Below are 21,199 nucleotides of genomic sequence, written 5' to 3' on the forward strand. Positions count from 1 at the left end.
AAGAAGCCTGTATAATAAAATACTGTTGTTCCATAACAAGAACACCCAACAAACCACCCACCCACGGGCAATACAACCCGCGGAACATGGGGAATGAGTTACGGTGGTCATAGCGTGGGGGAAACGCCCGGTCCCATTCCGAACCCGGAAGCTAAGACCCACAGCGCCGATGGTACTGCATTCGTGAGGATGTGGGAGAGTAGGACACCGCCGGACAACACGTAAAAAAGGGTCGAGGCCCCGCACCACACAAGGTGCGGGGCCTCCCCACATTAACAACCAAAAACAACCACGGCCACCCCCACCAAGGGGCCACACTCGTTTAGGACAAGTGCAGCCGGCCGTCGGGTGAGGATTTTGGGGAACGGGGGTGGTTCTTGGGAACTGTCACCATATATGCTTTCAAAGCAGGTACCAGGCCCTGCATCCCATATGATTACTGGCCAAAAGCCACTTTTCCTACACGCATTTTGGCCGCTAACCCGGGATCGGGCATGGTGGATCTGATAGAAGAATTTGGGTCACTCATTATGGAGTTGCGCAATCAATTTGCTGCCGCTTTTCCCCACAAGCTGACCTGTTAAATCTATTAGTCCTGCATGACGCTTATGAGAGAGCTCTCCACATGGCCTTAGCGGAGTGGGTGCCCTATGGGCACTCGGAGGAGCCTGACGCCACAATGCCCAGTTGGCGGAGAGCCGCGTTGACGGTTTTACTGCAAGCAAGGGGCATGTCGTTAAGGTACTTGAAGAGTAGGGTGGCCTGATGCATAACCTTTTTTCCCACACCCATGAGCCGGACTACATTTCTCCGCGCGATGCCGAGCAGTTTGAACAGTCAGTTGTTGTTGACGTGCCTGACATGCAGGCATTCGACGGTTTCGCAGACTCTATTCACCTTTGGTGGCCGGTAGCGGAACAGAGCGTTTTTGGTGATGGCAGCCATGTGGCCCTTCTGTCCGATCATCTAGTTGAAGGATCAGAAGACGACGAAGAAGTCGTCTGGGCTGACATTGTGGAATTGAACGCACCGACGCTGATCAGTTTCCATTGGACGCTTGGGGAGGAAACACTGGGATCTCACGACGTCGATGTGAAATTTGAATCTGTGCATGGCACGATGACGCGTGTAACGATCAGTTGGGAGCAAACACCAGACCAGCACAGTGATTCAGGCAACGTCTTTGTTTGTGATTGGTCACTCATCTTGTCCAGATACGCCAGATTCATGGGTGGAGCCGTTCAGCTCGACTAGACTAGAGGATGGACCAATGGGTTCATGGATTTTTTCGAACAACATCAATAGTGAAGAGCGGCTGTTACTGTGCCAGTTAGTGCGCTCGAAGGTTTAGGAGTCGGCATGGCTGAGCAGTACGAAGGTAAGCGCGAGGACAATTCCCGCGGTAATGACAACAAGGGGACAGGCGGCCGTCCTTACTCTGAGCGTCCAGCTACGAACGACCGCCAACCGGCGCGTCCCTATAATGAGCGCGGTGGCCAGAGCGGACGTCCCTATGGTGACCGTTCGGCTCGTAGCAACGACCGGCCGTCATACGGTGATCGTGATAACCGTGGTGGCCAGGCTGACCGTCCCGCCCGTAGCAATGACCGTCCTTCCTACGGTGACCGCGATAACCGCGGTGCCGACCGCCCTATGGTCAACGGACGCCGCGAAGACCGCAAGCCGTTTGGTGATCGTGATAACCGTGGTGGCCAGGGTGGCCGTCCCACTGGTGACCGCGACTCACGCCCGTCCTACGGTGACCGCCCCGCACGTTCAGGCGGAGACCGTCCCTACGGTAACCGTGACGATCGCCCGGCTCGCAGCAATGATCGCCCGTCCTACGGCGACCGTGATAACCGTGGTGGCCAGGGTGGCCGTCCCACTGGTGACCGCGACTCACGCCCGTCCTACGGTGACCGCCCCGCGCGTTCAGGCGGAGACCGTCCCTACGGTAACCGTGACGATCGTCCGGCGCGCAGCAACGATCGCCCCTCATACGGTGATCGTGATAACCGTGGTGGCCAGGGTGGCCGTCCCACTGGTGACCGCGACTCACGCCCGTCATACGGTAACCGTGACGATCGCCCGGCGCGCAGCAACGATCGCCCGTCATACGGTGACCGCCCCGCGCGTTCAGGCGGTGACCGCCCCGCGCGTTCAGGCGGAGACCGTCCCTACGGTAACCGTGACGATCGTCCGGCGCGCAGCAACGATCGCCCCTCATACGGTGATCGTGATAACCGTGGTGGCCAGGGTGGCCGTCCCACTGGTGACCGCGACTCACGCCCGTCATACGGTAACCGTGACGATCGTCCGGCGCGCAGCAACGATCGCCCGTCATACGGTGACCGCCCCGCGCGTTCAGGCGGAGACCGTCCCTACGGTAACCGTGACGATCGTCCGGGGCGCAGCAACGATCGCCCCTCATACGGTGATCGTGATAACCGTGGTGGCCAGGGTGGCCGTCCCACTGGTGACCGCGACTCACGCCCTTCATACGGCGACCGCCCCGCACGCTCAGGCGGAGACCGTCCCTCGTACGGTAACCGCGATGACCGTCCGGCCCGCAGCAACGATCGCCCCTCATACGGCGACCGCGAAGACCGCGGCCCCCGCGTCGCTCCCGAGCGCAATGCATCAGATCTGCGCAGCTCCAACCGCCCCGATCGCGACCGTTCACCGCACATTGATGCTGATGTGACCGGAGAAGAGCTGGACAAGGTAACTCGCGCCCAGCTGCGAATCCTGGATTCCCGCAACAACGAATGGGTTTCCAAGCACCTGGTCATGGCCGGTCGTTTGATTGATTTCGTTCCTGAGCTGGCCTTCGAGCACGCTCTTGCAGCAAGCCGTCGCGGTGGCCGTTTGGCATGTGTCCGTGAAGCTGTTGCCATGACTGCGTATGCAGCTGGTAAGTACGGCGAAGCACTGCGCGAACTGCGCACCTTCCGCCGTATCAGTGGCTCCAACGTTCACCTGCCGCTCATGGCAGATTGCGAACGCGGTTTGGGCCGTCCCGACCGTGCCATTGACTTGATCAAGTCAGAGGACGCAGAAACCTTGGACACTGCAGGCAAGGTGGAACTGGCCATTGTTGAATCCGGTGCTCGCGGTGACCTCGGCGAGATGGAGGCGGCCCTGTCTGCGCTGGAAATCCCGCAGTTGGACTTGAACCGCGCCTTCTCCTTCAGCCCCCGCCTGTTCCGTGCCTATGGCATGGTGCTGCGCTCAGTTGGTCGCAAGGACGAAGCTAAGACGTGGGAGCGTCAGGCACTCGTAGCCGAAGAAGCACTCGGCATCGACGAAGGATTCGATCAGATCATCATGGATCTCGGCGACGATGAGGAAATCCCGCTGGATTCCCCTCGTGCCCGCGTCCGTGTTGCTGACGTTATGGCACCGGCCACCCCGCCCGTCATGGACGACGCCGCTAAGGCAGAGAGCGCAGAGCTCACCGACGGTGAAGCTGACGTTGAGCAGCAGGATGAGCCGAATGTGGATGACGCTGAGTCCTCCTACTTCGAATCCGATGATGCTGAGTCAGACGCCGATAGTGCAGAGGAAGACGAATTCAACGCCGCCGAAGGCGAGGATTCCGACGAGCGCAGCAGTGACAGCTGATATCTTGCTGACTGCATATGATGCGGTGCTGGCGGATCTGGACGGCGTAGTTTATGCCGGTCCAGCCGCCATCCCCGGCGCTATTGACGCTCTGAACGGCCTTGCCGCGATGAACGTCAAGCTGGCGTATGTGACGAATAATGCGTCACGTACGCCAGCGCAGGTCGCAGCACATTTGCGCCATTTGGGTGCCCCTGCCGAGGATGATCAAGTGGTCAGTTCCGCTCAGGCTGGTGCCGCTCTCTTGGCTCAGAAGTTCCCTGCCGGTTCCAAGGTGCTTGTCACTGGGAGCACTGCGCTCGCTCAGGAAGTACAAGCCCTGGGCATGCGAGTTGTTGGCAGCGCCGACGATGCTCCTGACGTGGTGATCCAAGGATTTGATCCGACCCTCGGCTGGGCAGATCTCGCCGAGGCGACGTTCGCCATCAAGGGCGGAGCAGCTTGGATTGCCACCAACACCGACATGACGATTCCCCGTGACCGCGGTATTGCGCCCGGAAATGGGACCCTCGTCGCGGCGGTGCGTGCCGCCGTCGGATTTGACCCAATGGTTGCTGGCAAGCCTGAAGCGCCCCTGTTCCACACCGCCGCCAACCGTTTGGGCAGCCAAGCGCCGCTGGTGGTGGGGGACCGGCTGGACACCGATATTCTCGGCGGCAATAACGCCCATATGGCCACCGCGCTGGTCCTGACCGGCGTTGACTCTTGCGAGTCGGCGCTGCGGGCACGTACCGTCGAACGCCCGCAGTTCATCATCGCGGATCTGGGCGGTCTTTATGCCCCCTATCCCGAGCTGACGTTCGACGCCGGATCCGTCACCTGCGGCGGAGCTACTGCCTGCGTCGTGGCAGATGTAGAGGGCATCCGGTCCGTGCAGATCAACGGCACTGCCGAGGACCTTGACGCCTGGCGTGCCGCCTGCGCAGCATGGTGGTTGGCTGTTCCGGAAACCACAGTAAGCACCGATCCGCTCTTGCAGTGGTCCTCGGAGCTGCCATGAGCGCGTCCGAGCCCACCGGCGATGCCGCAGTTGATTCGCTAGTCGCGTTGGCTGGCGAAACTGCTCAGCTGCCAGTTGGCGAGCACAAGGCCTTGTACTCGCGCGTCATCGAAGGCCTGGAACGTGAACTTGATGCCGATCCCGCGGCTGCTGTGAACGCAGCAGCCGCGGCGGTCGGCACCGCCGGAAACCCCAACGCACCCCAGAATCCGGTGAGTTCATGACCCGTCTTGATCAAGAATTAGTAAACCGTGGGCTGGCCCGCTCGCGCACCGTTGCAGCCACCCTCATCAAAGCTGGCCGCGTCAGCGTTGGCGGCGTTCCGGCACTAAAATCGGCCCTCGCCGTGGATGCCGAATCCGCGCTCGAGGTCATGCCTGGCACGGAAGAAGACTACGTCTCCCGCGCCGGACACAAACTCGCTGGCGCGCTGAAGCATTTCCCCGAGGTGTCCGTGGCCGGCAAACGCTGCCTGGACGCTGGCGCATCCACGGGCGGCTTCACGGACGTGCTGCTGCGCAAGGGTGCCGCATCCGTGGTTGCCGTGGATGTGGGGCACGGGCAATTGGTTGAGGCGCTGCGCAACGATCCTCGCGTGGCCGTCCACGAAGGCCTGAACATCCGCTACATGATGCCCGATGACATTGGTGGACCCGCGGACCTCACCGTCTGCGATCTGTCCTTCATTTCGCTCACCCTCGTCATGGCGCCGCTGACACTGTCCACGAAGGTGGGCGGGCAACTGGTGCTCATGGTCAAGCCGCAATTCGAGGTGGGCAAGGACCGTCTGGCCCGCACCGGTGTGGTCAGCAGTGAGAATGAACGACGCCGGGCAGTGGCCCTGGTTGCCTCCGCTGCGGTAGCAAGTGGGCTACTTTTGGAGGGTCTCGGGGTGAGCCCGTTGCCGGGCCAAGACGGAAACGTTGAGTATTTTCTGTTGGCCAGCCGCCTAGCGTCGGTGCCTGCACCTATGATCGAAGAACAGGACAGTTCTGTGGAACAGTTGTTATCGCAGCTCTGGCCCTGAGCCTGCCTCAGCCGTCTTGGCCTGAGCAGAACAGACATAAGCGGCACAGCTAGACGATGATGAGGAAAAAGCACATGACACGGCGCGTCTTGATTCTGGCCCACACCGGCCGTGAAGAGTCGATGCTTGCAGCCCTTGAAGCGTGCGTAGAGCTTCATGCAAACAACATCATCCCTGTTATGTACGCCGAGGAACTCGCCGACATGACAGGGTATCTGGGCGTTTCCAGCGTCAACATGGAGATCCTGGACCGAGACGTCACCCTAGCCGACATTGAACTTGTCATGGTGCTGGGCGGTGACGGCACCATTTTGCGAGCCGCCGAGATTGTCCGAGAGTACGATGTTCCCCTGCTTGGAGTGAACCTGGGCCACGTGGGCTTCCTAGCCGAGAGTGAACGCGAGGAGCTCATCCAAACCGTTTCCGCTGTTGTCCAGCGCCGGTATGTAGTGGAAGAGCGCATGTGCCTGGACGTCATAGTCAGAGTCGCGGGCAAAGTAGTGGCGCACACCTGGGCGCTGAACGAGGTTGCCCTGGAAAAAGGAAACCGCGAACGCATGATTGAAGTGGTCACCGAAGTCGATGGCCGTCCGCTGACCTCCTACGGGTGCGATGGCGTGGTCATGGCCACCCCCACGGGCTCCACGGCCTATGCTTTCTCTGCCGGGGGACCGGTGGTGTGGCCCGGGGTGGAAGCGCTATTGATGGTGCCCATCAGTGCCCACGCACTCTTCGCTAAGCCCTTGGTTGTTGCGCCCACCTCCACCCTCGCTGTGGAGGTATTGACACGCAACGGGGCCCACGGGGTCATTTGGTGCGATGGCCGGCGCACTGTGGAATTGCTGCCCGGTGCCCGCATCGAGGTCACCCGCTCACCCAAGCCGGTCAAGCTGGCCAGGACCCAACAGTCCACCTTTTCCGAACGTCTGGTGCGCAAATTTGAACTCCCCGTGCAGGGCTGGCGCGGTCCTTCCGAGGAAGAATCACCAACGCCCACCACCCAGTTGCCCATCATCAAGCCGCCCAAGCCCAAGTGGCCCCTGGAAGGGCCGCCCGCGGGTCAGATTCCCCAGGTTCCCGACCTGACCATTCCGCACCAGGAAAGCAGCTATTCGGGCACCACGGGATTCTATGGGCAGGACTAAAGCATGATTGAAGAAATTCGTATCCGAGACCTGGGCGTCATCTCTGAATCCGTTCTTCCGCTAGGCCCCGGGCTGAGCGTTGTCAGCGGCGAAACCGGTGCCGGAAAGACCATGGTGGTGACCGCCGTCGGACTTTTGCTGGGTAACCGGGCAGACGCCGGGGCTGTGCGCAACGGCGCCAAGACTGCCTCCGCGGAAGCCACCGTGACCTTGCCAACCGGGCATCCTGTGTTGTTGCGGGCCCTGGAAGCTGGCGCCGAGATTGACGAGTTCGACGGCGGTGCGCAACTCATTCTGGCCCGCACAGTCAACGCCGACGGGCGTAGCCGTGCCCATGTGGGCGGTCGCAGCGCACCCATCGGCGTGCTCAACGAGATCGGCGATGCTCTCGTGGCCGTGCATGGGCAATCGGATCAGATCCGTTTGAAAAACCCGTCGGCCCAACGTGTGGCTCTGGATAAGTTCGCGGCCGAGGCCAACAAAGGATTTGCGGCCAAGATGCGCAGCTACAAGGGCGTGTTCGAGCGTTGGCGAGCCATCCAGAGCGAGTTGCAGGAGTTGCGCTCGGCCAGCCGGGAGCGACTGCGGGAAGCCGAATCGTTGACCACGGCGCTGGCGGAGATTGACGCCGTCGAACCTCTCGCAGCGGAAGATGAGCTTCTCAAAGCCCAAGCCGTCAAACTGGGCAATGTGGAAGAGCTGCGTAAGGCTACGCTTGGTGCCCATGAGGCCCTGAGCGCTGCCGACTACGGTGATGGTTTGGACGCCGTAACGCTCGTGGACAATGCCAAACGGCTCGTGGAGGCTGTGGCTGACAGTGATGAGGAACTGGCCCAAACCACCAAACGGCTCTCCGAAGTTGGCTATCTACTGGCCGATATTGCCAGGGATCTGGCCAGCTACGCCACCTCCCTTGACACCGAGGGGCCCGGACGGCTGGCCGAGGTGGAAGACCGGCGCGGGGAACTGGCTGTCTTGGTCCGTAAATATGCCCCGAGCATTGATGAAGTCATCGAATGGGCCGACGCCGCACGGGTGCGCTTGAGCGAATTGAGTGATGACTCCGGCCGGATCGAATCCCTCGAAGCCGAAGAAGTATCGGCCGTGGCTGAGCTCGGGACTTTGGCGGGGGAGGTCACCGCACTGCGGCGCAAGGCAGCCGAGAAGCTCGCCAAAGCCGTCAGCGCCGAGCTGAAGGCTTTGGCCATGCCCGACGCCAGACTGGTCATTGAGATCTCCGCTACCGAGCGCAGCATCCATGGTGAGGATGACATCGCCTTCTTGCTGGCCCCCCACGCCGGAGCCCTGCCGCGCCCGCTAGGTAAGGGAGCCTCCGGTGGTGAGCTTTCCCGCGTGATGCTGGCGCTGGAAGTGGTGCTGGCCGCGGTGGACCCCGTGCCCACCTTTGTCTTTGACGAGGTTGACTCCGGGGTGGGTGGCAAGGCGGCGGTGGAAATTGGCCGCAGGCTCGCCATGTTGGCCGAACATGTCCAGGTTTTGGTCGTCACACACCTGCCACAAGTGGCAGCGTTTGCCGACCAACATATTCTGGTCACCAAGAGTTCTGTGAGCAAAAACTCAACGGGAATTACCACCAGCAATGTCCGGCTTTTGGACTACGAGGAGCGGGTGGTGGAATTGGCCCGAATGCTTGCTGGACAGGAGGATTCAGCCACCGCGCAGGCCCACGCCAAGGAGCTTTTAGCTCAGGGTGCGCGGGTAGCAGGGTAGAAACAAGGGGTGGTCGCGCAGAAAATGTGTGCCGTTCGCGAACGTATATTGGCTCATTAGATGATAGGCTCAAATTCCGTGGTGCAACGATCAAATTCCCGGTTCAGTGGTCAGTCCAAGACGACCAAACACATCTTCGTCACTGGCGGAGTCGCGTCCTCGCTCGGCAAAGGGCTGACGGCTTCAAGCCTCGGCCATCTGCTGCGTGCACGTGGCCTGTCGGTCACAATGCAGAAACTCGATCCCTATCTCAACGTGGATCCAGGCACAATGAATCCCTTCCAGCACGGTGAAGTCTTCGTCACGGACGATGGCGCCGAAACTGACTTGGACATTGGCCATTACGAGCGCTTCCTCGATGAAAACTTGGAAGGATCTGCCAACGTCACAACTGGCCAGGTTTACTCCACCGTCATCGCGAAGGAACGCCGCGGCGAATACTTGGGCGATACCGTCCAGGTCATCCCGCACATCACCGATGAAATCAAGCGCCGCATGCGTCTGCCTGCTGAGGGCTCCAACCCTCCCGATGTCATCATCACCGAAATCGGTGGCACGGTAGGTGACATCGAATCCCAGCCGTTCATGGAATCAGCACGCCAGGTACGTCAGGACGTGGGCCGCAACAATGTGTTCTTTGCACACGTTTCCTTGGTTCCGTACATTGGCCCCTCTCACGAACTGAAGACCAAGCCCACACAGCACTCCGTTGCTGCGCTGCGCTCCTTGGGTATTCAGCCCGACGCGCTCATCTTGCGCTCGGACCGGGTTCTGCCCGAGGCCATGCACGTCAAGATTGGCCGTGCCTGCGACGTTGATGTTGAAGCAGTCATCGGTTGCCCCGATGCTCCCAGCATTTACGACATCCCCAAGACCCTCCACTCGCAGGGCCTTGATTCCTACATTGTGCGGGCCCTGGGCCTGTCCTTCAAGGATGTTGACTGGACCAAGTGGGACAAGCTCCTTGAGGTTGTGCACAACCCGGCTCACCACGTTGAAGTTGCCTTGGTAGGCAAGTACATCGACCTGCCGGATGCTTACCTTTCGGTCACCGAAGCCCTGCGCGCCGGCGGTTTCGCCAACGCTGCACATGTGAAGATTCGCTGGGTCCCCTCGGATGACTGTGCTACCGAGGCAGGCGCCAAGAAGGCACTTGCTGACGTTGACGCCATCTGTGTACCCGGCGGCTTCGGCATACGTGGACTGGAAGGTAAGTTGGGCGCTTTGAAGTTTGCCCGCGAAAACCAGATCCCCACACTTGGCCTGTGCTTGGGTCTGCAGTCAATGGTCATTGAATACGCACGTAATGTGGTTGGTTTGGAAGGTGCGTCCTCCTCGGAGTTCGACGAGAACCCCACCTACCCCGTCATCGCGACCATGGAAGAGCAGCTGGACATTGTGGATGGCAAGGGCGATCTTGGCGGCACCATGCGTCTGGGCCTCTACCCGGCCGTGCTCACGGAAGGCTCCGTGGTTGCAACAACGTACGGAACCACGGACGTCTCCGAACGTCACCGTCACCGCTACGAAGTCAACAACAAGTACCGCGATCAGATCGCAGCCGCAGGGTTGGTGTTCTCCGGTACCTCTCCCGATGGCAAGCTTGTTGAATTTGTGGAGCTGCCAGCGGACGTTCACCCGTACTACGTCTCCACCCAGGCCCACCCTGAACTGAGCTCGCGCCCCACCCGGCCGCATGCCCTGTTCGCTGGCCTGATTGCTGCCGCTTTGGTCCGTCAGAACGCCACCCGGTTGCTGGAGGTCTAAGTGGCAAACTTTGGTACACCGTCGGATTCGCAGGGATCTCATCTTCTGCAAGGACTGGACTCTGCGCCGGCCACTGGCACGGCAGAGCAGGTGCTGAGCGATACCTTCAGCCACCGCACGCTGCAAGAGTCCTCGACGGTGTACCAAGGGCGTATCTGGGACATTGTCTCCGATACCTTCAGCCTCACTCCTGAGGCTAAGCCGATCACCCGCGACTATATGGCCCATCCCGGGGCTGTGGCCGTGGTGGTGCTCAACGAGGAAAACCAGGTGCTGCTGCTGAATCAGTATCGGCATCCGGTGCAAATGGTCCTCTGGGAAGTCCCTGCCGGACTGCTTGACATAGAGGGCGAGAACTTTGTTGTTGGCGCTGCTCGCGAACTTGCCGAAGAAGCGGACCTGGTAGCAGCCCAATGGCATGTGCTCACCGACTACTTCACCAGCCCAGGATCATCCAGCGAGGCCATCAGAATTTACCTGGCCCGCGGACTTTCCATGGTTCCTGAGGATGAGCGCCACGTGCGCACCGACGAAGAAGCCGAAATCACCTTCGCTTGGGTCGACCTTGCCGAAGCTGCCGATGCTGTCCTGAGCGGCCGCATCCATAACCCGTCCGCCGTCGTCGGTATTTTGGCGGCAGCACAAGCTTCCCTCAGCGGCTTCAGTCAGCTGCGCGATGCCAACGCGCCGTGGCCGGAACATCCGGCTCAGCGCGGGCAGTGATCCCACCTGCACCGCCCGAACCGCTGCCTCCAGCAGCTCCGAGTGCGGTGGACCGGCACATTCTGGACTATTTGCTGCACGTCAGTGTGGAGCGTGGCTTGGCGCCTAATACCCTCCAGGCTTACGAACGGGATCTGCGGCGCTATGGCAGTTTTCTGGCCTCCGCCGGGATCACTGGGGTGGAGCAGATCACCCGCCACCACATCAGCGAATTCTCTCAGGGCCTTTCTGACGGTGCCGATGGGGGATCGGCCCTAGGGCTTCGCTCGGTGGCCCGTACGGTGGTTTCGGTGCGCGGTCTGCACAAATTCTGGGCGCTCGAAGGCATCAGTAGTGCTGACCCTGCCGCAGATATTCACCCGCCACAAGCTGGCCAGCGGTTGCCGAAAGCGATTAGTGTTCACGATGTCACGCGGATCTTAGAAGCTGCCGGCTCGGAGACTCCTGCCGGGTTGCGGGACGCAGCCATGCTGGAATTCTTGTACTCCACCGGAGCCCGCATCAGCGAGGTCGTGGGCTTGGACGTGGATGATCTAGTGCTGCCATCCGAATCCGACGACGGTCCCTCCTTGGTGCGTCTCTTCGGCAAGGGTTCCAAGGAACGGATCGTGCCGATCGGCTCGTACGCGCTGCGGGCTTTGGAAGCCTACTTGGTGCGGGGGAGGCCCTCATTGGTCGTCAAAGGCAAAGGCACTCCAGCCCTCTTCCTGAACACCCGAGGCGGACGCATCAGCCGCCAAAGCGTGTGGACCATTCTGAAAACTGTGGCAGAGAAGGCCAACGTGGATGTTGAGGTTTCACCCCACACACTGCGCCATTCATTTGCCACCCACCTGTTAGAAGGTGGGGCCGATGTACGTGTGGTCCAGGAACTGCTGGGACACGCCTCGGTGACAACCACCCAGGTGTACACATTGGTCACGGCCGAGACGCTGCGTGAAGTGTACGCTGCAGCGCACCCCCGCGCCTTGGGCTGAGCCGGTCGTGGAGGGACAATTCATTGGGCCCCACCGCCCCTGCTGAAGTGACTGCCATAGGCAATGCCCGCTAGGGCGTAAGCAGCTTTGATTTGGCCGCGTGTACTTCGCGGCGGACCGCCATGATGCGGCGACGCCGGAAATGATGGAACGCTGATGCCGGTGGCGAAGGCGATCCATAGCACTGGTAACGCCGTGGATCCGTTTGATTAGTGGCGCAACAACGAGAACCGCACTGGCTTCTAAGACTGAGCGCTAGGCTGGATTCATGATTGCCGCCGATGTAACCCTGTGTTTCCTGCTCCGTGATACGAGCGGAATTGACGGCAGAGCCGGTGAAGAAGTCCTGCTGGGACTGAAAAAGACGGGTGTGGGTGCCGGCAAAGTCGTGGGGATTGGCGGGCACGTGGAACCGGGCGAGAGCATTGTTGCGGCCATCTGCCGCGAAGTGGCTGAGGAAACCTCCATCACCATTCAGGCGCTGGATTTGGTTCCCGCGGGAACCGTGGAATTCGTGTTTCCGGCCAAACCGGCCTGGGATATGTTCACCACAGTGTTCCTCTGCCGAACGTTCGACGGCGAGCCGCAAGAAAGCTCCGAGATCGCCCCGCAATGGTATCCGGTAGGGGAACTGCCGCATGCCCAGATGTGGGCAGACGCCATTCACTGGCTGCCAGCATTCCTCGCAGGGGAGCACGGCCACTGGCGCGTTGTCCTGAACGATGACAACGAAACCGTGGCTTCCAGGGTGCACACCCCGTCGAGTGGACCCATCCCGGAAGAACGCCTCGGCAGCTAGCAGTCCCCACTGTAGCTGTGACGGTAGAGCTAGGGTTTGACCACTGTCAGTAAGAAGGTCGAGTCCACCAGCGCCTCCACGGAATGGCGGGCCTGAGGCACCACCAAATGATCGCCCGGAGAGCCCTCCCATGAAACCTCGGCAGCCTTCAAGACGATGCGGCCGCTGAGAACCTGCACGGTGGCTTCACCGGGATTGTCATGCTCATCCAGCAGGCTTCCCTCGGTGAGAGCAACAACGGTTTGTCGCAGCACACGTTCGTGACCGCCGTACACTGTTCTGGCTCCACGGCCACTGGATTTTGACTTGGCGGAAACCATAAGTTCCCGGGCTAGCGCTGTCAGAGATGATTTTTCCACGATGCTCCGTATCCAATGCATAGGCACAACTTTGGAACTGCTTTCCTTCACAGTACCCGTACAACAAAGCCGCCGCCCATCTCCACAGAGGGAGGTGGGCGGCGGCGCCGTAGTATTCGCAAAGACCAAGCTCGAGCGTTAGCTCACGTGGCGTTCGTCAACTCCGTTGTAGGCGCTCAACGGGCGGATCAGCGAGTTGGCGGCGCGTTGTTCCATGATGTGCGCCGTCCAACCGGTGATGCGGGCGGCGATGAAGATGGGCGTGAACATATCCGTGTCAAAGCCCATCAGGTGGTACGTGGGCCCGGCCGGGTAATCGAGGTTCGGCTTGATGGCCTTCGCCTCATCCATGGCCTGCTCGAGACCGTCGTACAGGCCCAACATTTCGGGACGATCAAAGTGCTCGATCATCTTATCCAACGCGCCCTTCATGGTGGGAACGCGTGAGTCACCGTGCTTGTACACGCGGTGGCCAAAGCCCATGACCTTCTTCTTCTGCGCCAGGGCGTCTTCCATCCAGGCCTTGGCGCGGCTGGCGGCTTCCTCGCGAGTCTCATCGCTGCGGATGCCGATCTCATCAAAGGTGTGCATGACGGCCTCGTTGGCGCCGCCGTGCAGCGGGCCCTTCAGCGCGCCAATGGCACCCGTGACTGCCGAATGCAGATCCGAGAGCGTTGAGGTGATGACACGAGCCGTGAACGTGGAGGCATTGAAGGAGTGCTCCGCGTACAACACCATGGAGACGCGGAATGCATCCACGACTTCCGGGGCTGCTTCTTCACCAAAGGTCATCCACAGGAAATTGGCCGAGTAGGGCAGATCGGCGCGGGGTTCCACCAACTCCAAACCACGACGGCGGCGCTGATCGTAAGCGACCACTGCCGGGAACTGCGCGAAGAGCGATTTTGCCTTGGCCAATTCCGATTCGGGGGAGGAATCCTCGGCCAGCGGATGAGCCGCGCCCAGAACCGAGACGGCGGTGCGGCCCACATCCATGGGGTGGCAATCCAATGGCAAGAGGTCAATGGCAGCTTTCACGCGTGTATCGAGGGCGCGGTTTGCGCGCTCGAACGCTTCAAAATCAGCCAGTTCCGCTGGGGTGGGCAGTTCCCCTGTCCAGAGCAGCAGGGCTACTTCTTCAAAGGACTTGCTGGCGGCCAACTCCTGGACCGGATACCCGCGATACAACAGTGAGTTGGACTCGGGATTGACCTTTGAAACAGCCGTGTAATCGGCAACGACGCCGGCCAGACCTTTGCGTACTTCTTCTTCACTCACAGTGAGCACTCCTTCTTCAAACGACGTTGTTGATTAGAGATTCGCGTTGTTGGTGGCAATGTCCAGGCTGGGAATCTGAAAATTGAAGATACCCGTATCAAACTGGTTGTACGCCTCATAGTCAACCAGATCGTAGAGCCTGGCGCGCGTGAGCATCTCCGGAACGGCAGCTTCCTGCGTGCCATCAGCTGCAATGGCCTCCAACACGCGCTCGGCCGCACCCATCGCACTGCGTAACAAGGTCACCGGGTAGATGATCATGGCCACGCCAGCGGCGGCCAAGGCATCACGGGTGAAGAGCTCGCTCTTGCCGAACTCTGTCATATTCGCCAAGACGGGGACATCGACGGCCTTGCACACGGCTTCAAATTCGGCCACGGACTTCATGGCTTCGGGGAAGATCGCGTCAGCTCCGGCGTCGACCAGGGCCTTGGCCCGGTCAATGGCGGCAGCCAAGCCCTCTACTGCGCGGATGTCGGTGCGGGCCATGATCAAGAAGTTCGGATCGCGGCGGGCATCGGCTGCGGCAGCAATCCGCTTGACAGCCGTGTCCAGATCCACCATGTTCTTGCCATCCAAGTGGCCGCAACGCTTCGGGTTGAACTGGTCCTCAATGTGGCAACCGGCCAGCCCCGCGTTTTCCAGTTCCTGGATGGTGCGGGCCACGTTCATGGGCTCACCAAAACCAGTGTCGGCATCGATCAGGCACGGCAGGTCCGTCATGCGGGCAATCTGTCCGCCGCGCGTGGCCACCTCGGTCAGCGTGGTCATGCCAATGTCCGGCAAGCCCAGATCGTTGGCGAGGACCGCGCCGGAGATGTACACGCCGTCGAACTTCTTTTCCTCAATGAGGCGGGCCGAGAGCGGGTTGAAGGCTCCCGGGAACTGGACGGCCGCGCCCGGGACCAGCATGGCGCGCAGGTCCCGGCGCTTTTCCTCAGCGGTTTTCTTGGAGTACAACATGTTAGAAGAGTCCCTTGGGTGCGGCTGCCAGATCCACGACGCCGGGAGCTGCAGTGATGTTGAGCTGGTCCAGTTCCCCTGCGGCCAAGTTGGGTAGATTCTCTGCTGCCGCGATGAAGCGGTCAATCTCTTCTTCCGTGACCAGGCCGGTGGCCAGGGTGCGGAACTTGTTGATGTACTGCTCGCGGGCGAACGGCCGGGCGCCGAGCGGGTGAGCGTCAGCCACGGCGATGGAGTCCTCAATGACGGTGCCGTCGGTCAGCGTGATGACCACCGTGCCACCGAAGGCCTTCTCGGCAATATCCAGGGAGTGGTAGCGGCGCGTCCACTCGGCGTCTTCTTCCGTGGTCACCTTGTGCCACAGCTCGACAGTGTCGGGGCGCCCGGCACGCTCGGGGGAGTAGGAGTCAACATGGTGCCACGCGCCATCCTGCAGGGCCACCGTGAAGATGTACGGGATGGAGTGGTCAAGGGTTTCTCGTGATGCGGTGGGATCGTACTTCTGCGGATCGTTGGCGCCGGAGCCAATCACGTAGTGCGTGTGGTGGCTGGTCTTGATGAGCACGCTGGCTACATTGGCCGGGTCGGTGGCCTCGGGGTGTTCGCCGTGCAGCTTGCGGGCCAGGTCAATCCACGCCTGTGCCTGGTACTCGGCGGAGTGTTCCTTGGTGTACGTGTCCATGATGGCGCGCTTGGCTTCGCCGGCGGCGGGCAGCGGCACTGTGTACTGGGCATCGGCGCCGTCGAGCATCCAGGCGATGACACCGTCTTCGCCCTCATAGATCGGGACCGGTGAGGTCTGGCCGCGCATGGCACGGTCGGCGGCCTCAACGGCCATCTTGCCGGCGAACGCGGGGGCGTGTGCCTTCCAGGTGGAGATCTCGCCCTTGCGGGACTGGCGCGTGGCAGTGGTGGTGTGCAAGCCCTGGCCCACGGCTTGGAAGATGGTCTCTACTTCAAGGTTCAGCAAGGTGCCGATGCCAGCGGCGGCGGACGGGCCCAGATGGGCAACATGGTCAATCTTGTGCTTGTGCAGGCAGATGGCCTTGACCAGGTCAACCTGGATTTCGTAGCCGGTGGCGATGCCGCGAACCAGATCCGCGCCGGAGGCGCCGGTGTGCTGGGCGACGGCGAGGATCGGGGGAATGTTATCGCCCGGGTGGGAGTACTCGGCTGCCAGGAAGGTGTCGTGGTAGTCCAGTTCGCGGACGGCAACGCCGTTGGCCCAGGCCGCCCACTCAGGGGAGACCTTCTCGGTGATGCCGAAGACGGAGGCGCCAGCGCCACCGGTGGACGGTGCGTGGGTCAGTGCCTGGGCGCGGGCCGCAACAATGGGGCCACGGTTCAGGGAGGCGATGGCAACGGAGGCGTTGTCGATGACACGGTTGATGATCATGTCTGTGACCTCGGCCGTCACGGCTACGGGATCGGCAGCCACGGTGGCGATCTTGTGGGCCAGCTGGTCCTCGCGGGCCAGGTTCTCTTCGCTCTTGTAAACGCGGACGTTGTGATCAATTGTCATGGTGTTCCTTTCGCAGGGTGTTTCAAAAAGTACTTCTAGAGAAGGGGGAAAGATTTAGGAGGTGGTACTCAGTAGATGACGCAGGCTGTTATCCAGGTGAACCGTGGTGGCGGCACTGGCGACTGTGGGGTTGCGGTTGGCGATGGCGAGGGCAATTGCGGCGTGTTCCCTCGCCGCATCGCGCAGCCTAGCCGGGTTGTCCTTGCCCAATCGCCGCACCCGGACCAGATGGACCCGCAGATTCTTCAGCGCCTGGGTGAGGTAGTGATTTCCGACGGCGGCATCCACCGCCGCGTCCAAGTCGCCTGCCAGCTGGTAATAGTCAGCGCGTGAGGGATCATCGGCGGTGATGAGTTCTCCCGCATTGGTCAGTTGCTGATGGAGAGTGCGGAAGATTTCCGGTTCGCAGCGATCGGCCGCTAGTTCGGCCGCCCGGCATTCCAGAGCTGTGCGGAGTTCGAATAGCTCATCGAGATGGTCTAGTGAGATTGCGCTGACCACCACACCGCGCCCACTTTGTGGTTCAGTCAGGCCCTCGGCGGTGAGTTTGGCCAGTGCTTCACGAATAGGGGTGCGGGATACGCCCAAGCGTGCGGAGAGTTCCACCTCGCCCAACACGGTCCCGGGGGCTAAACGCCATTCGATGATGTCGGCGCGCAGCGCCACATAAGCGCGTTCGCTAGCTCGCATGGTCTCTCCCTCCAATAGCTCAAGTTAGTCATCAAATAGCTGTGGCTTACAGAACACAATACCTGTTCTGTGTATACAAGCAACAGCATTATTGGGTTATTTGGGTAAATTTCTGCCGAAGAATTCAAATAATGTATACATTGGTGGTTGTCAGGGCGCAAAGTTGAGCGGTAACATGACTCACATCACATCAACGTGGATGGAGCAACACCATGGCATTGAACGCCGTTAGCTATAAAGACGAATACCTGCGCAGTATCAACGATCCCGAAGGGTTTTGGCTCGGGGCAGCCACCGCTGTGGATTGGGTTGTTGCGCCTAAGCAGGCACACAATGGAGAGCAGTCTCCACGTGGCCGCTGGTTTGCCGACGGTGAACTCAACACTTGCTACAACGCACTGGATAGGCACGTCGCGGCTGGGCGCGGCGATCAGCCTGCCCTCATCCACGATTCCGCCATGCAAGGAATGCAGCGTGTCTACAGCTACGCGGAGCTCACCGATCAGGTGGCCCGCTTCGCCGGGGTGCTCCGAGCTCAGGGTGTGGGCAAGGGCGACCGAGTCCTGATCTATATGCCCATGATTCCCGAGGCTGCCATCGCCATGCTGGCCACCGCCCGGCTGGGCGCCATCCACTCGGTGGTGTTTGGTGGATTTGCCGCCAGCGAACTGGCCGTGCGTGTTCAAGATGCTGCGCCCACGGTTGTTGTCTCCACCTCGGGCGGCTTGGAGCCCAACCGACTGGTGGAGTACCTGCCTACAGTTCAGGAGGCGTTGACCAAGGCCGGCGTCCCGCAGCTGCCCGTGATCATCAAGCACCGGGACGGTTTTGCCGGCGATCCAGCTGCCCTTGGCCTGAATGCCGTGGATTGGGATGCTGCGCTCGCAGACGCGCAGCCCGCAGCACCCGTGCCGGTGAAGGCGAGCGACCCGCTCTACATCCTCTACACATCGGGCACCACGGGGGCACCCAAGGGGGTGGTGCGGGATAACGGTGGGCACGCCGTCGCACTTCTGTGGACCATGAAAAATCACTACAACATTGCTCAGGGAGATGTCTGGTGGACAGCCTCCGACGTTGGCTGGGTGGTGGGGCATTCCTACATTGTGTACGGGCCGCTGCTGGCCGGGGCCACCACTGTGATGTACGAGGGCAAGCCCGTGGGCACCCCCGACGCCGGCGCGTTCTGGCGCGTCATTGAGGCGCACAAGGTCAAGGCGTTGTTCACGGCGCCCACCGCATTGCGGGCCATTCGCAAGATGGATCCGGAGGCACAATTGCTCAAGAAGTACGACGTCGGCAGCCTGGAAACGCTGTTCACCGCCGGTGAGCGGCTGGATACCGATACCTATCATTGGGCTGGCAAGGTGCTCGGGGTACCTGTGGTGGATCATTGGTGGCAGACCGAAACCGGCTGGGCCATTGTGGGCAACCCTCGGGGGCTGGAACCGCTTGCGTTGAAGCCGGGCTCACCGACTGTGCCCATGCCCGGATTCGATTTGCGGATCGTGGATGGGATGGGAGTGGACGTGGCTGTGGGGGAGGAGGGCAATATTGTGCTGGGGCTGCCGCTGCCACCTGGCACCCTGCCTACGCTGTGGAATGACGATCAGCGCTTCATTGATTCCTACTTGAGCGCGTTTGAGGGCTTTTACGTCACGGGCGATTCCGGGTACCAGGATGAGGACGGCTACGTCTTTGTCATGGGCCGTACTGACGATGTCATCAACGTTGCCGGCCACCGGCTCTCCACCGGTGCCATTGAACAGGTCATCGGCACGCATCCGGCCGTGGCGGAATGCGCCGTCATTGGTATTGCCGACGTCCTCAAGGGGCAAAAGGCTGTGGGTTATGTGGTCCTGAAATCAGGGGTGACATTGCTCCCAGAAGACTTGCAGAAGGAACTGGTTGCGCTGGTGCGACGCGAAATTGGACCTGTTGCCGATTTCAAGTCCGCCGTGGTGGTGGATGCGCTGCCCAAGACCCGCTCCGGAAAAATCCTGCGCAAGACCATGCGGCAAATTGCCGACGGCGAAGCTTACGTGGTGCCCTCAACCATTGAGGACTCCTCGGTGATCGATGCGCTCATGCCGGTGCTGCGCCCCAGCTAAGGCTTCTTGCAGGGAACGCAAAAGCTCCGGGTAGTGCTGATATCAATCAGCACTACCCGGAGCTTTTGTGTGTTCAGAAACCGGAGGTGTTAGTGGGCCAGCGTATGCGCTTCGGCTTCGCTACCCGGGGCAGCTTCGACGGTTTCGTCGGAGGGATCCTGCGCCTGCGTGCCAAGGTGACCGCGGGTGAGCTTGTTCATGATCAATGCAATAGCGCCGTCACCTGTCACGTTGGTGGCCGTACCGAAGCTGTCCAGGGCAATGTACGCCGCGAACATGAGGCCAACTTCCACCTCGCCGAAGCCGAGCATCTGAGCGAGCAGGCCTGCGGCTGCAGCGATGGCGCCACCGGGAACACCGGGTGCGGCGATCATCATGACGCCGAGCATCAAGGTGAAGGGCAGGTACGCGCTGAAGGAAACATCGCCGCCGGTGAGCAGCAGCACTGCGATGGAGAAGCAGGTGATTTTGACCATGGAACCAGACAAGTGAATGGTGGCGCACAAGGGAACCACGAATCCGGCGACAGAATCAGAGACGCCGTTCTTCTTCGTTGAAGCAAGCGTTACCGGAATAGTGGCGGCCGAGGATGAGGTGCCCAATGCGGTGAAGTACGCGTCGCGCATATTCCACAGAGCCTTGAACGGGTTGAGGCCGGACATAGCCCCGGCAATGGAGTACTGGGTAGTCAAGACAACGAGTGTCAGGGCGAAAGACACAACAGCTACCAGCAGGAACTTCGTGACGACAGTAACGGCCGATCCGCTGGCTGCGAGGTCCATGAAGATGCCGAAGATGAATAGGGGCAGCGCTGGCACGATGATGCGCCGGATCACGGCTTCAATGATGGTGCGGAACTCGATGGCTCCGCGGAAGAGCACCTTTGATTTGAAAGAAGTCAGGCCAATGCCGATCACGAAGGCGAGCACCAAGGCGCTCATGACGCCGATCACGGGCGGAAGGACAATCTCAGTAGCTGAATCTCCAGCGCTACTGACTACCGTCAGGTAAGGGGTGAATCCCGAACCTGAGTCAGCACCGATCTCTGCCAGTCCGCCGCCGGACAATGAGGCGGTGAAGAGCCACCGGCTCACAAAGTAAGCAAGGAGGCCGGCGAGAATAGTGGAACCGTAAGCGATCAGCGCCGTCACGCCGAGCCACTTGCCAGCGCCCTTGCCCAGTTCTGCGATGGCTGGCATGACCAGACCCAAAATAATGAGCGGCACAATGAAGCTCAGGAACCCGGAAAAGATTGAGTTGTAGGTCAGGAATGCCCCGCCGAGCCACGCAGGCATAACGGGGCCGAGCAGGATGCCCAGGACTATGGCTATAACAATCCAGCCTAGTAGTGGGATCGATTTCAGCAGCTTCATGGTGTTCCTTTGGTCGACTGGAGCGGTGCCGCGCGACGCTGCGTGGCACGTTGGCGGCGCAAGGCACGCCTCAGCAATAGTAAACGGCGTGGGTCGGAGCACATAAACGG

Annotated in this window: 18 protein-coding genes and 1 rRNA gene; 13 read left to right on the top strand and 6 right to left on the bottom strand. The window is 60.8% G+C overall.

All coding sequences use genetic code 11. The features are described from left to right. The first annotated feature begins 99 nt into the window (after positions 1 to 99). The 12 genes from rrf (at position 100) to AB0O97_RS18090 (ending at position 12,793) form a co-directional block, all read left to right on the top strand. Positions 100 to 216, top strand: a 5S ribosomal RNA gene (rrf, locus tag AB0O97_RS18035). A gap of 549 nt (positions 217 to 765) precedes the next feature. Then, entirely contained in the window at positions 766 to 1,254 is a 489-nt protein-coding gene (locus tag AB0O97_RS18040) for a hypothetical protein (protein WP_363884532.1), read from the top strand. Between the two features lie 105 nt (positions 1,255 to 1,359). Then, on the top strand, positions 1,360 to 3,624 hold the full coding sequence (locus AB0O97_RS18045; RefSeq protein WP_363884533.1) for a hypothetical protein: 2,265 nt from the start codon (positions 1,360 to 1,362) through the stop codon (positions 3,622 to 3,624). Further along, positions 3,614 to 4,624: an HAD-IIA family hydrolase gene (locus tag AB0O97_RS18050; RefSeq protein WP_363884535.1), complete on the top strand. Its 1,011-nt coding sequence runs from the start codon at positions 3,614 to 3,616 to the stop codon at positions 4,622 to 4,624. Before AB0O97_RS18045 ends, AB0O97_RS18050 begins: the two co-directional genes overlap by 11 nt. Beyond that, positions 4,621 to 4,848, top strand: a complete 228-nt coding sequence (locus tag AB0O97_RS18055) for a hypothetical protein (RefSeq protein WP_363845215.1) — start codon at positions 4,621 to 4,623, stop codon at positions 4,846 to 4,848. The genes AB0O97_RS18050 and AB0O97_RS18055 overlap by 4 nt, the downstream gene beginning before the upstream one ends. Continuing rightward, positions 4,845 to 5,651: a TlyA family RNA methyltransferase gene (locus AB0O97_RS18060; protein WP_363845218.1), complete on the top strand. Its 807-nt coding sequence runs from the start codon at positions 4,845 to 4,847 to the stop codon at positions 5,649 to 5,651. Before AB0O97_RS18055 ends, AB0O97_RS18060 begins: the two co-directional genes overlap by 4 nt. Before the next feature lie 74 nt (positions 5,652 to 5,725). After that, positions 5,726 to 6,796, top strand: coding sequence for an NAD kinase (locus AB0O97_RS18065; RefSeq protein ID WP_363845221.1), 1,071 nt, complete (start codon positions 5,726 to 5,728; stop codon positions 6,794 to 6,796). Positions 6,797 to 6,799: 3 nt separating this feature from the next. Beyond that, positions 6,800 to 8,527 (top strand): DNA repair protein RecN, encoded by a 1,728-nt coding sequence (gene recN, locus AB0O97_RS18070; protein WP_363845224.1) that lies wholly within the window; start codon positions 6,800 to 6,802, stop codon positions 8,525 to 8,527. A 60-nt stretch (positions 8,528 to 8,587) separates the two neighbouring features. Continuing rightward, complete coding sequence (locus AB0O97_RS18075; protein ID WP_363884537.1) at positions 8,588 to 10,294, top strand: CTP synthase; 1,707 nt, start codon at positions 8,588 to 8,590, stop codon at positions 10,292 to 10,294. A 90-nt stretch (positions 10,295 to 10,384) separates the two neighbouring features. Further along, positions 10,385 to 11,017, top strand: coding sequence for an NUDIX hydrolase (locus AB0O97_RS18080; protein ID WP_363884564.1), 633 nt, complete (start codon positions 10,385 to 10,387; stop codon positions 11,015 to 11,017). Beyond that, the gene (gene xerD, locus AB0O97_RS18085; protein ID WP_363884539.1) at positions 11,014 to 11,994 is read left to right on the top strand and encodes a site-specific tyrosine recombinase XerD; all 981 of its coding nucleotides are present in this window, start codon (positions 11,014 to 11,016) and stop codon (positions 11,992 to 11,994) included. The genes AB0O97_RS18080 and xerD overlap by 4 nt, the downstream gene beginning before the upstream one ends. A 268-nt stretch (positions 11,995 to 12,262) precedes the next feature. Further along, the gene (locus tag AB0O97_RS18090) at positions 12,263 to 12,793 is read left to right on the top strand and encodes an 8-oxo-dGTP diphosphatase (RefSeq protein WP_363884541.1); all 531 of its coding nucleotides are present in this window, start codon (positions 12,263 to 12,265) and stop codon (positions 12,791 to 12,793) included. A gap of 29 nt (positions 12,794 to 12,822) precedes the next feature. On the opposite strand, the gene AB0O97_RS18095 is transcribed toward AB0O97_RS18090, so the two are convergent. The 5 genes from AB0O97_RS18095 to AB0O97_RS18115 all read right to left on the bottom strand — a co-directional run bounded on the left by AB0O97_RS18095 (position 12,823) and on the right by AB0O97_RS18115 (position 17,605). Continuing rightward, the gene (locus AB0O97_RS18095) at positions 12,823 to 13,152 is read right to left on the bottom strand and encodes a cupin domain-containing protein (RefSeq protein WP_363845248.1); all 330 of its coding nucleotides are present in this window, start codon (positions 13,150 to 13,152) and stop codon (positions 12,823 to 12,825) included. Between the two features lie 138 nt (positions 13,153 to 13,290). After that, a complete protein-coding gene (locus AB0O97_RS18100; RefSeq protein ID WP_363845251.1) occupies positions 13,291 to 14,430 on the bottom strand; it encodes a bifunctional 2-methylcitrate synthase/citrate synthase in 1,140 nt (379 codons plus the stop codon). Positions 14,431 to 14,463: 33 nt separating this feature from the next. After that, a complete protein-coding gene (gene prpB, locus AB0O97_RS18105; RefSeq protein WP_363845254.1) occupies positions 14,464 to 15,393 on the bottom strand; it encodes a methylisocitrate lyase in 930 nt (309 codons plus the stop codon). 1 nt (position 15,394) lies between these two features. Beyond that, complete coding sequence (locus tag AB0O97_RS18110; protein ID WP_363845257.1) at positions 15,395 to 16,915, bottom strand: MmgE/PrpD family protein; 1,521 nt, start codon at positions 16,913 to 16,915, stop codon at positions 15,395 to 15,397. A gap of 54 nt (positions 16,916 to 16,969) precedes the next feature. Beyond that, on the bottom strand, positions 16,970 to 17,605 hold the full coding sequence (locus AB0O97_RS18115; RefSeq protein WP_363884543.1) for a GntR family transcriptional regulator: 636 nt from the start codon (positions 17,603 to 17,605) through the stop codon (positions 16,970 to 16,972). 212 nt (positions 17,606 to 17,817) lie between these two features. Here AB0O97_RS18115 and AB0O97_RS18120 point away from each other — a divergent pair, with 212 nt between their 5' ends. Continuing rightward, entirely contained in the window at positions 17,818 to 19,716 is a 1,899-nt protein-coding gene (locus tag AB0O97_RS18120; RefSeq protein WP_363884545.1) for an AMP-binding protein, read from the top strand. 89 nt (positions 19,717 to 19,805) lie between these two features. Here AB0O97_RS18120 and AB0O97_RS18125 read toward each other — a convergent pair whose 3' ends face one another. Continuing rightward, positions 19,806 to 21,089 (bottom strand): dicarboxylate/amino acid:cation symporter, encoded by a 1,284-nt coding sequence (locus AB0O97_RS18125; RefSeq protein WP_363884547.1) that lies wholly within the window; start codon positions 21,087 to 21,089, stop codon positions 19,806 to 19,808. Positions 21,090 to 21,199 lie beyond the last annotated feature (110 nt).

Origin of the sequence: Specibacter sp. NPDC078692, assembly GCF_040686835.1 — a bacterium.
Classification (GTDB): Bacteria; Actinomycetota; Actinomycetes; order Actinomycetales; family Micrococcaceae; genus Specibacter.

What these genes read in the sequence shown, in the direction of transcription:
- AB0O97_RS18040 (WP_363884532.1), top strand. Translation starts at nt 766, where the DNA reads ATGCATAACCTTTTTTCCCACACCCATGAGCCGGACTACATTTCTCCG.
- AB0O97_RS18045 (WP_363884533.1), top strand. Translation starts at nt 1,360, where the DNA reads ATGGCTGAGCAGTACGAAGGTAAGCGCGAGGACAATTCCCGCGGTAAT.
- AB0O97_RS18055 (WP_363845215.1), top strand. Translation starts at nt 4,621, where the DNA reads ATGAGCGCGTCCGAGCCCACCGGCGATGCCGCAGTTGATTCGCTAGTC.
- AB0O97_RS18060 (WP_363845218.1), top strand. Translation starts at nt 4,845, where the DNA reads ATGACCCGTCTTGATCAAGAATTAGTAAACCGTGGGCTGGCCCGCTCG.
- AB0O97_RS18065 (WP_363845221.1), top strand. Translation starts at nt 5,726, where the DNA reads ATGACACGGCGCGTCTTGATTCTGGCCCACACCGGCCGTGAAGAGTCG.
- recN (WP_363845224.1), top strand. Translation starts at nt 6,800, where the DNA reads ATGATTGAAGAAATTCGTATCCGAGACCTGGGCGTCATCTCTGAATCC.
- AB0O97_RS18075 (WP_363884537.1), top strand. Translation starts at nt 8,588, where the DNA reads ATGATAGGCTCAAATTCCGTGGTGCAACGATCAAATTCCCGGTTCAGT.
- AB0O97_RS18090 (WP_363884541.1), top strand. Translation starts at nt 12,263, where the DNA reads ATGATTGCCGCCGATGTAACCCTGTGTTTCCTGCTCCGTGATACGAGC.
- prpB (WP_363845254.1), bottom strand. Translation starts at nt 15,393, where the DNA reads ATGTTGTACTCCAAGAAAACCGCTGAGGAAAAGCGCCGGGACCTGCGC.
- AB0O97_RS18110 (WP_363845257.1), bottom strand. Translation starts at nt 16,915, where the DNA reads ATGACAATTGATCACAACGTCCGCGTTTACAAGAGCGAAGAGAACCTG.
- AB0O97_RS18115 (WP_363884543.1), bottom strand. Translation starts at nt 17,605, where the DNA reads ATGCGAGCTAGCGAACGCGCTTATGTGGCGCTGCGCGCCGACATCATC.
- AB0O97_RS18120 (WP_363884545.1), top strand. Translation starts at nt 17,818, where the DNA reads ATGGCATTGAACGCCGTTAGCTATAAAGACGAATACCTGCGCAGTATC.
- AB0O97_RS18125 (WP_363884547.1), bottom strand. Translation starts at nt 21,089, where the DNA reads ATGAAGCTGCTGAAATCGATCCCACTACTAGGCTGGATTGTTATAGCC.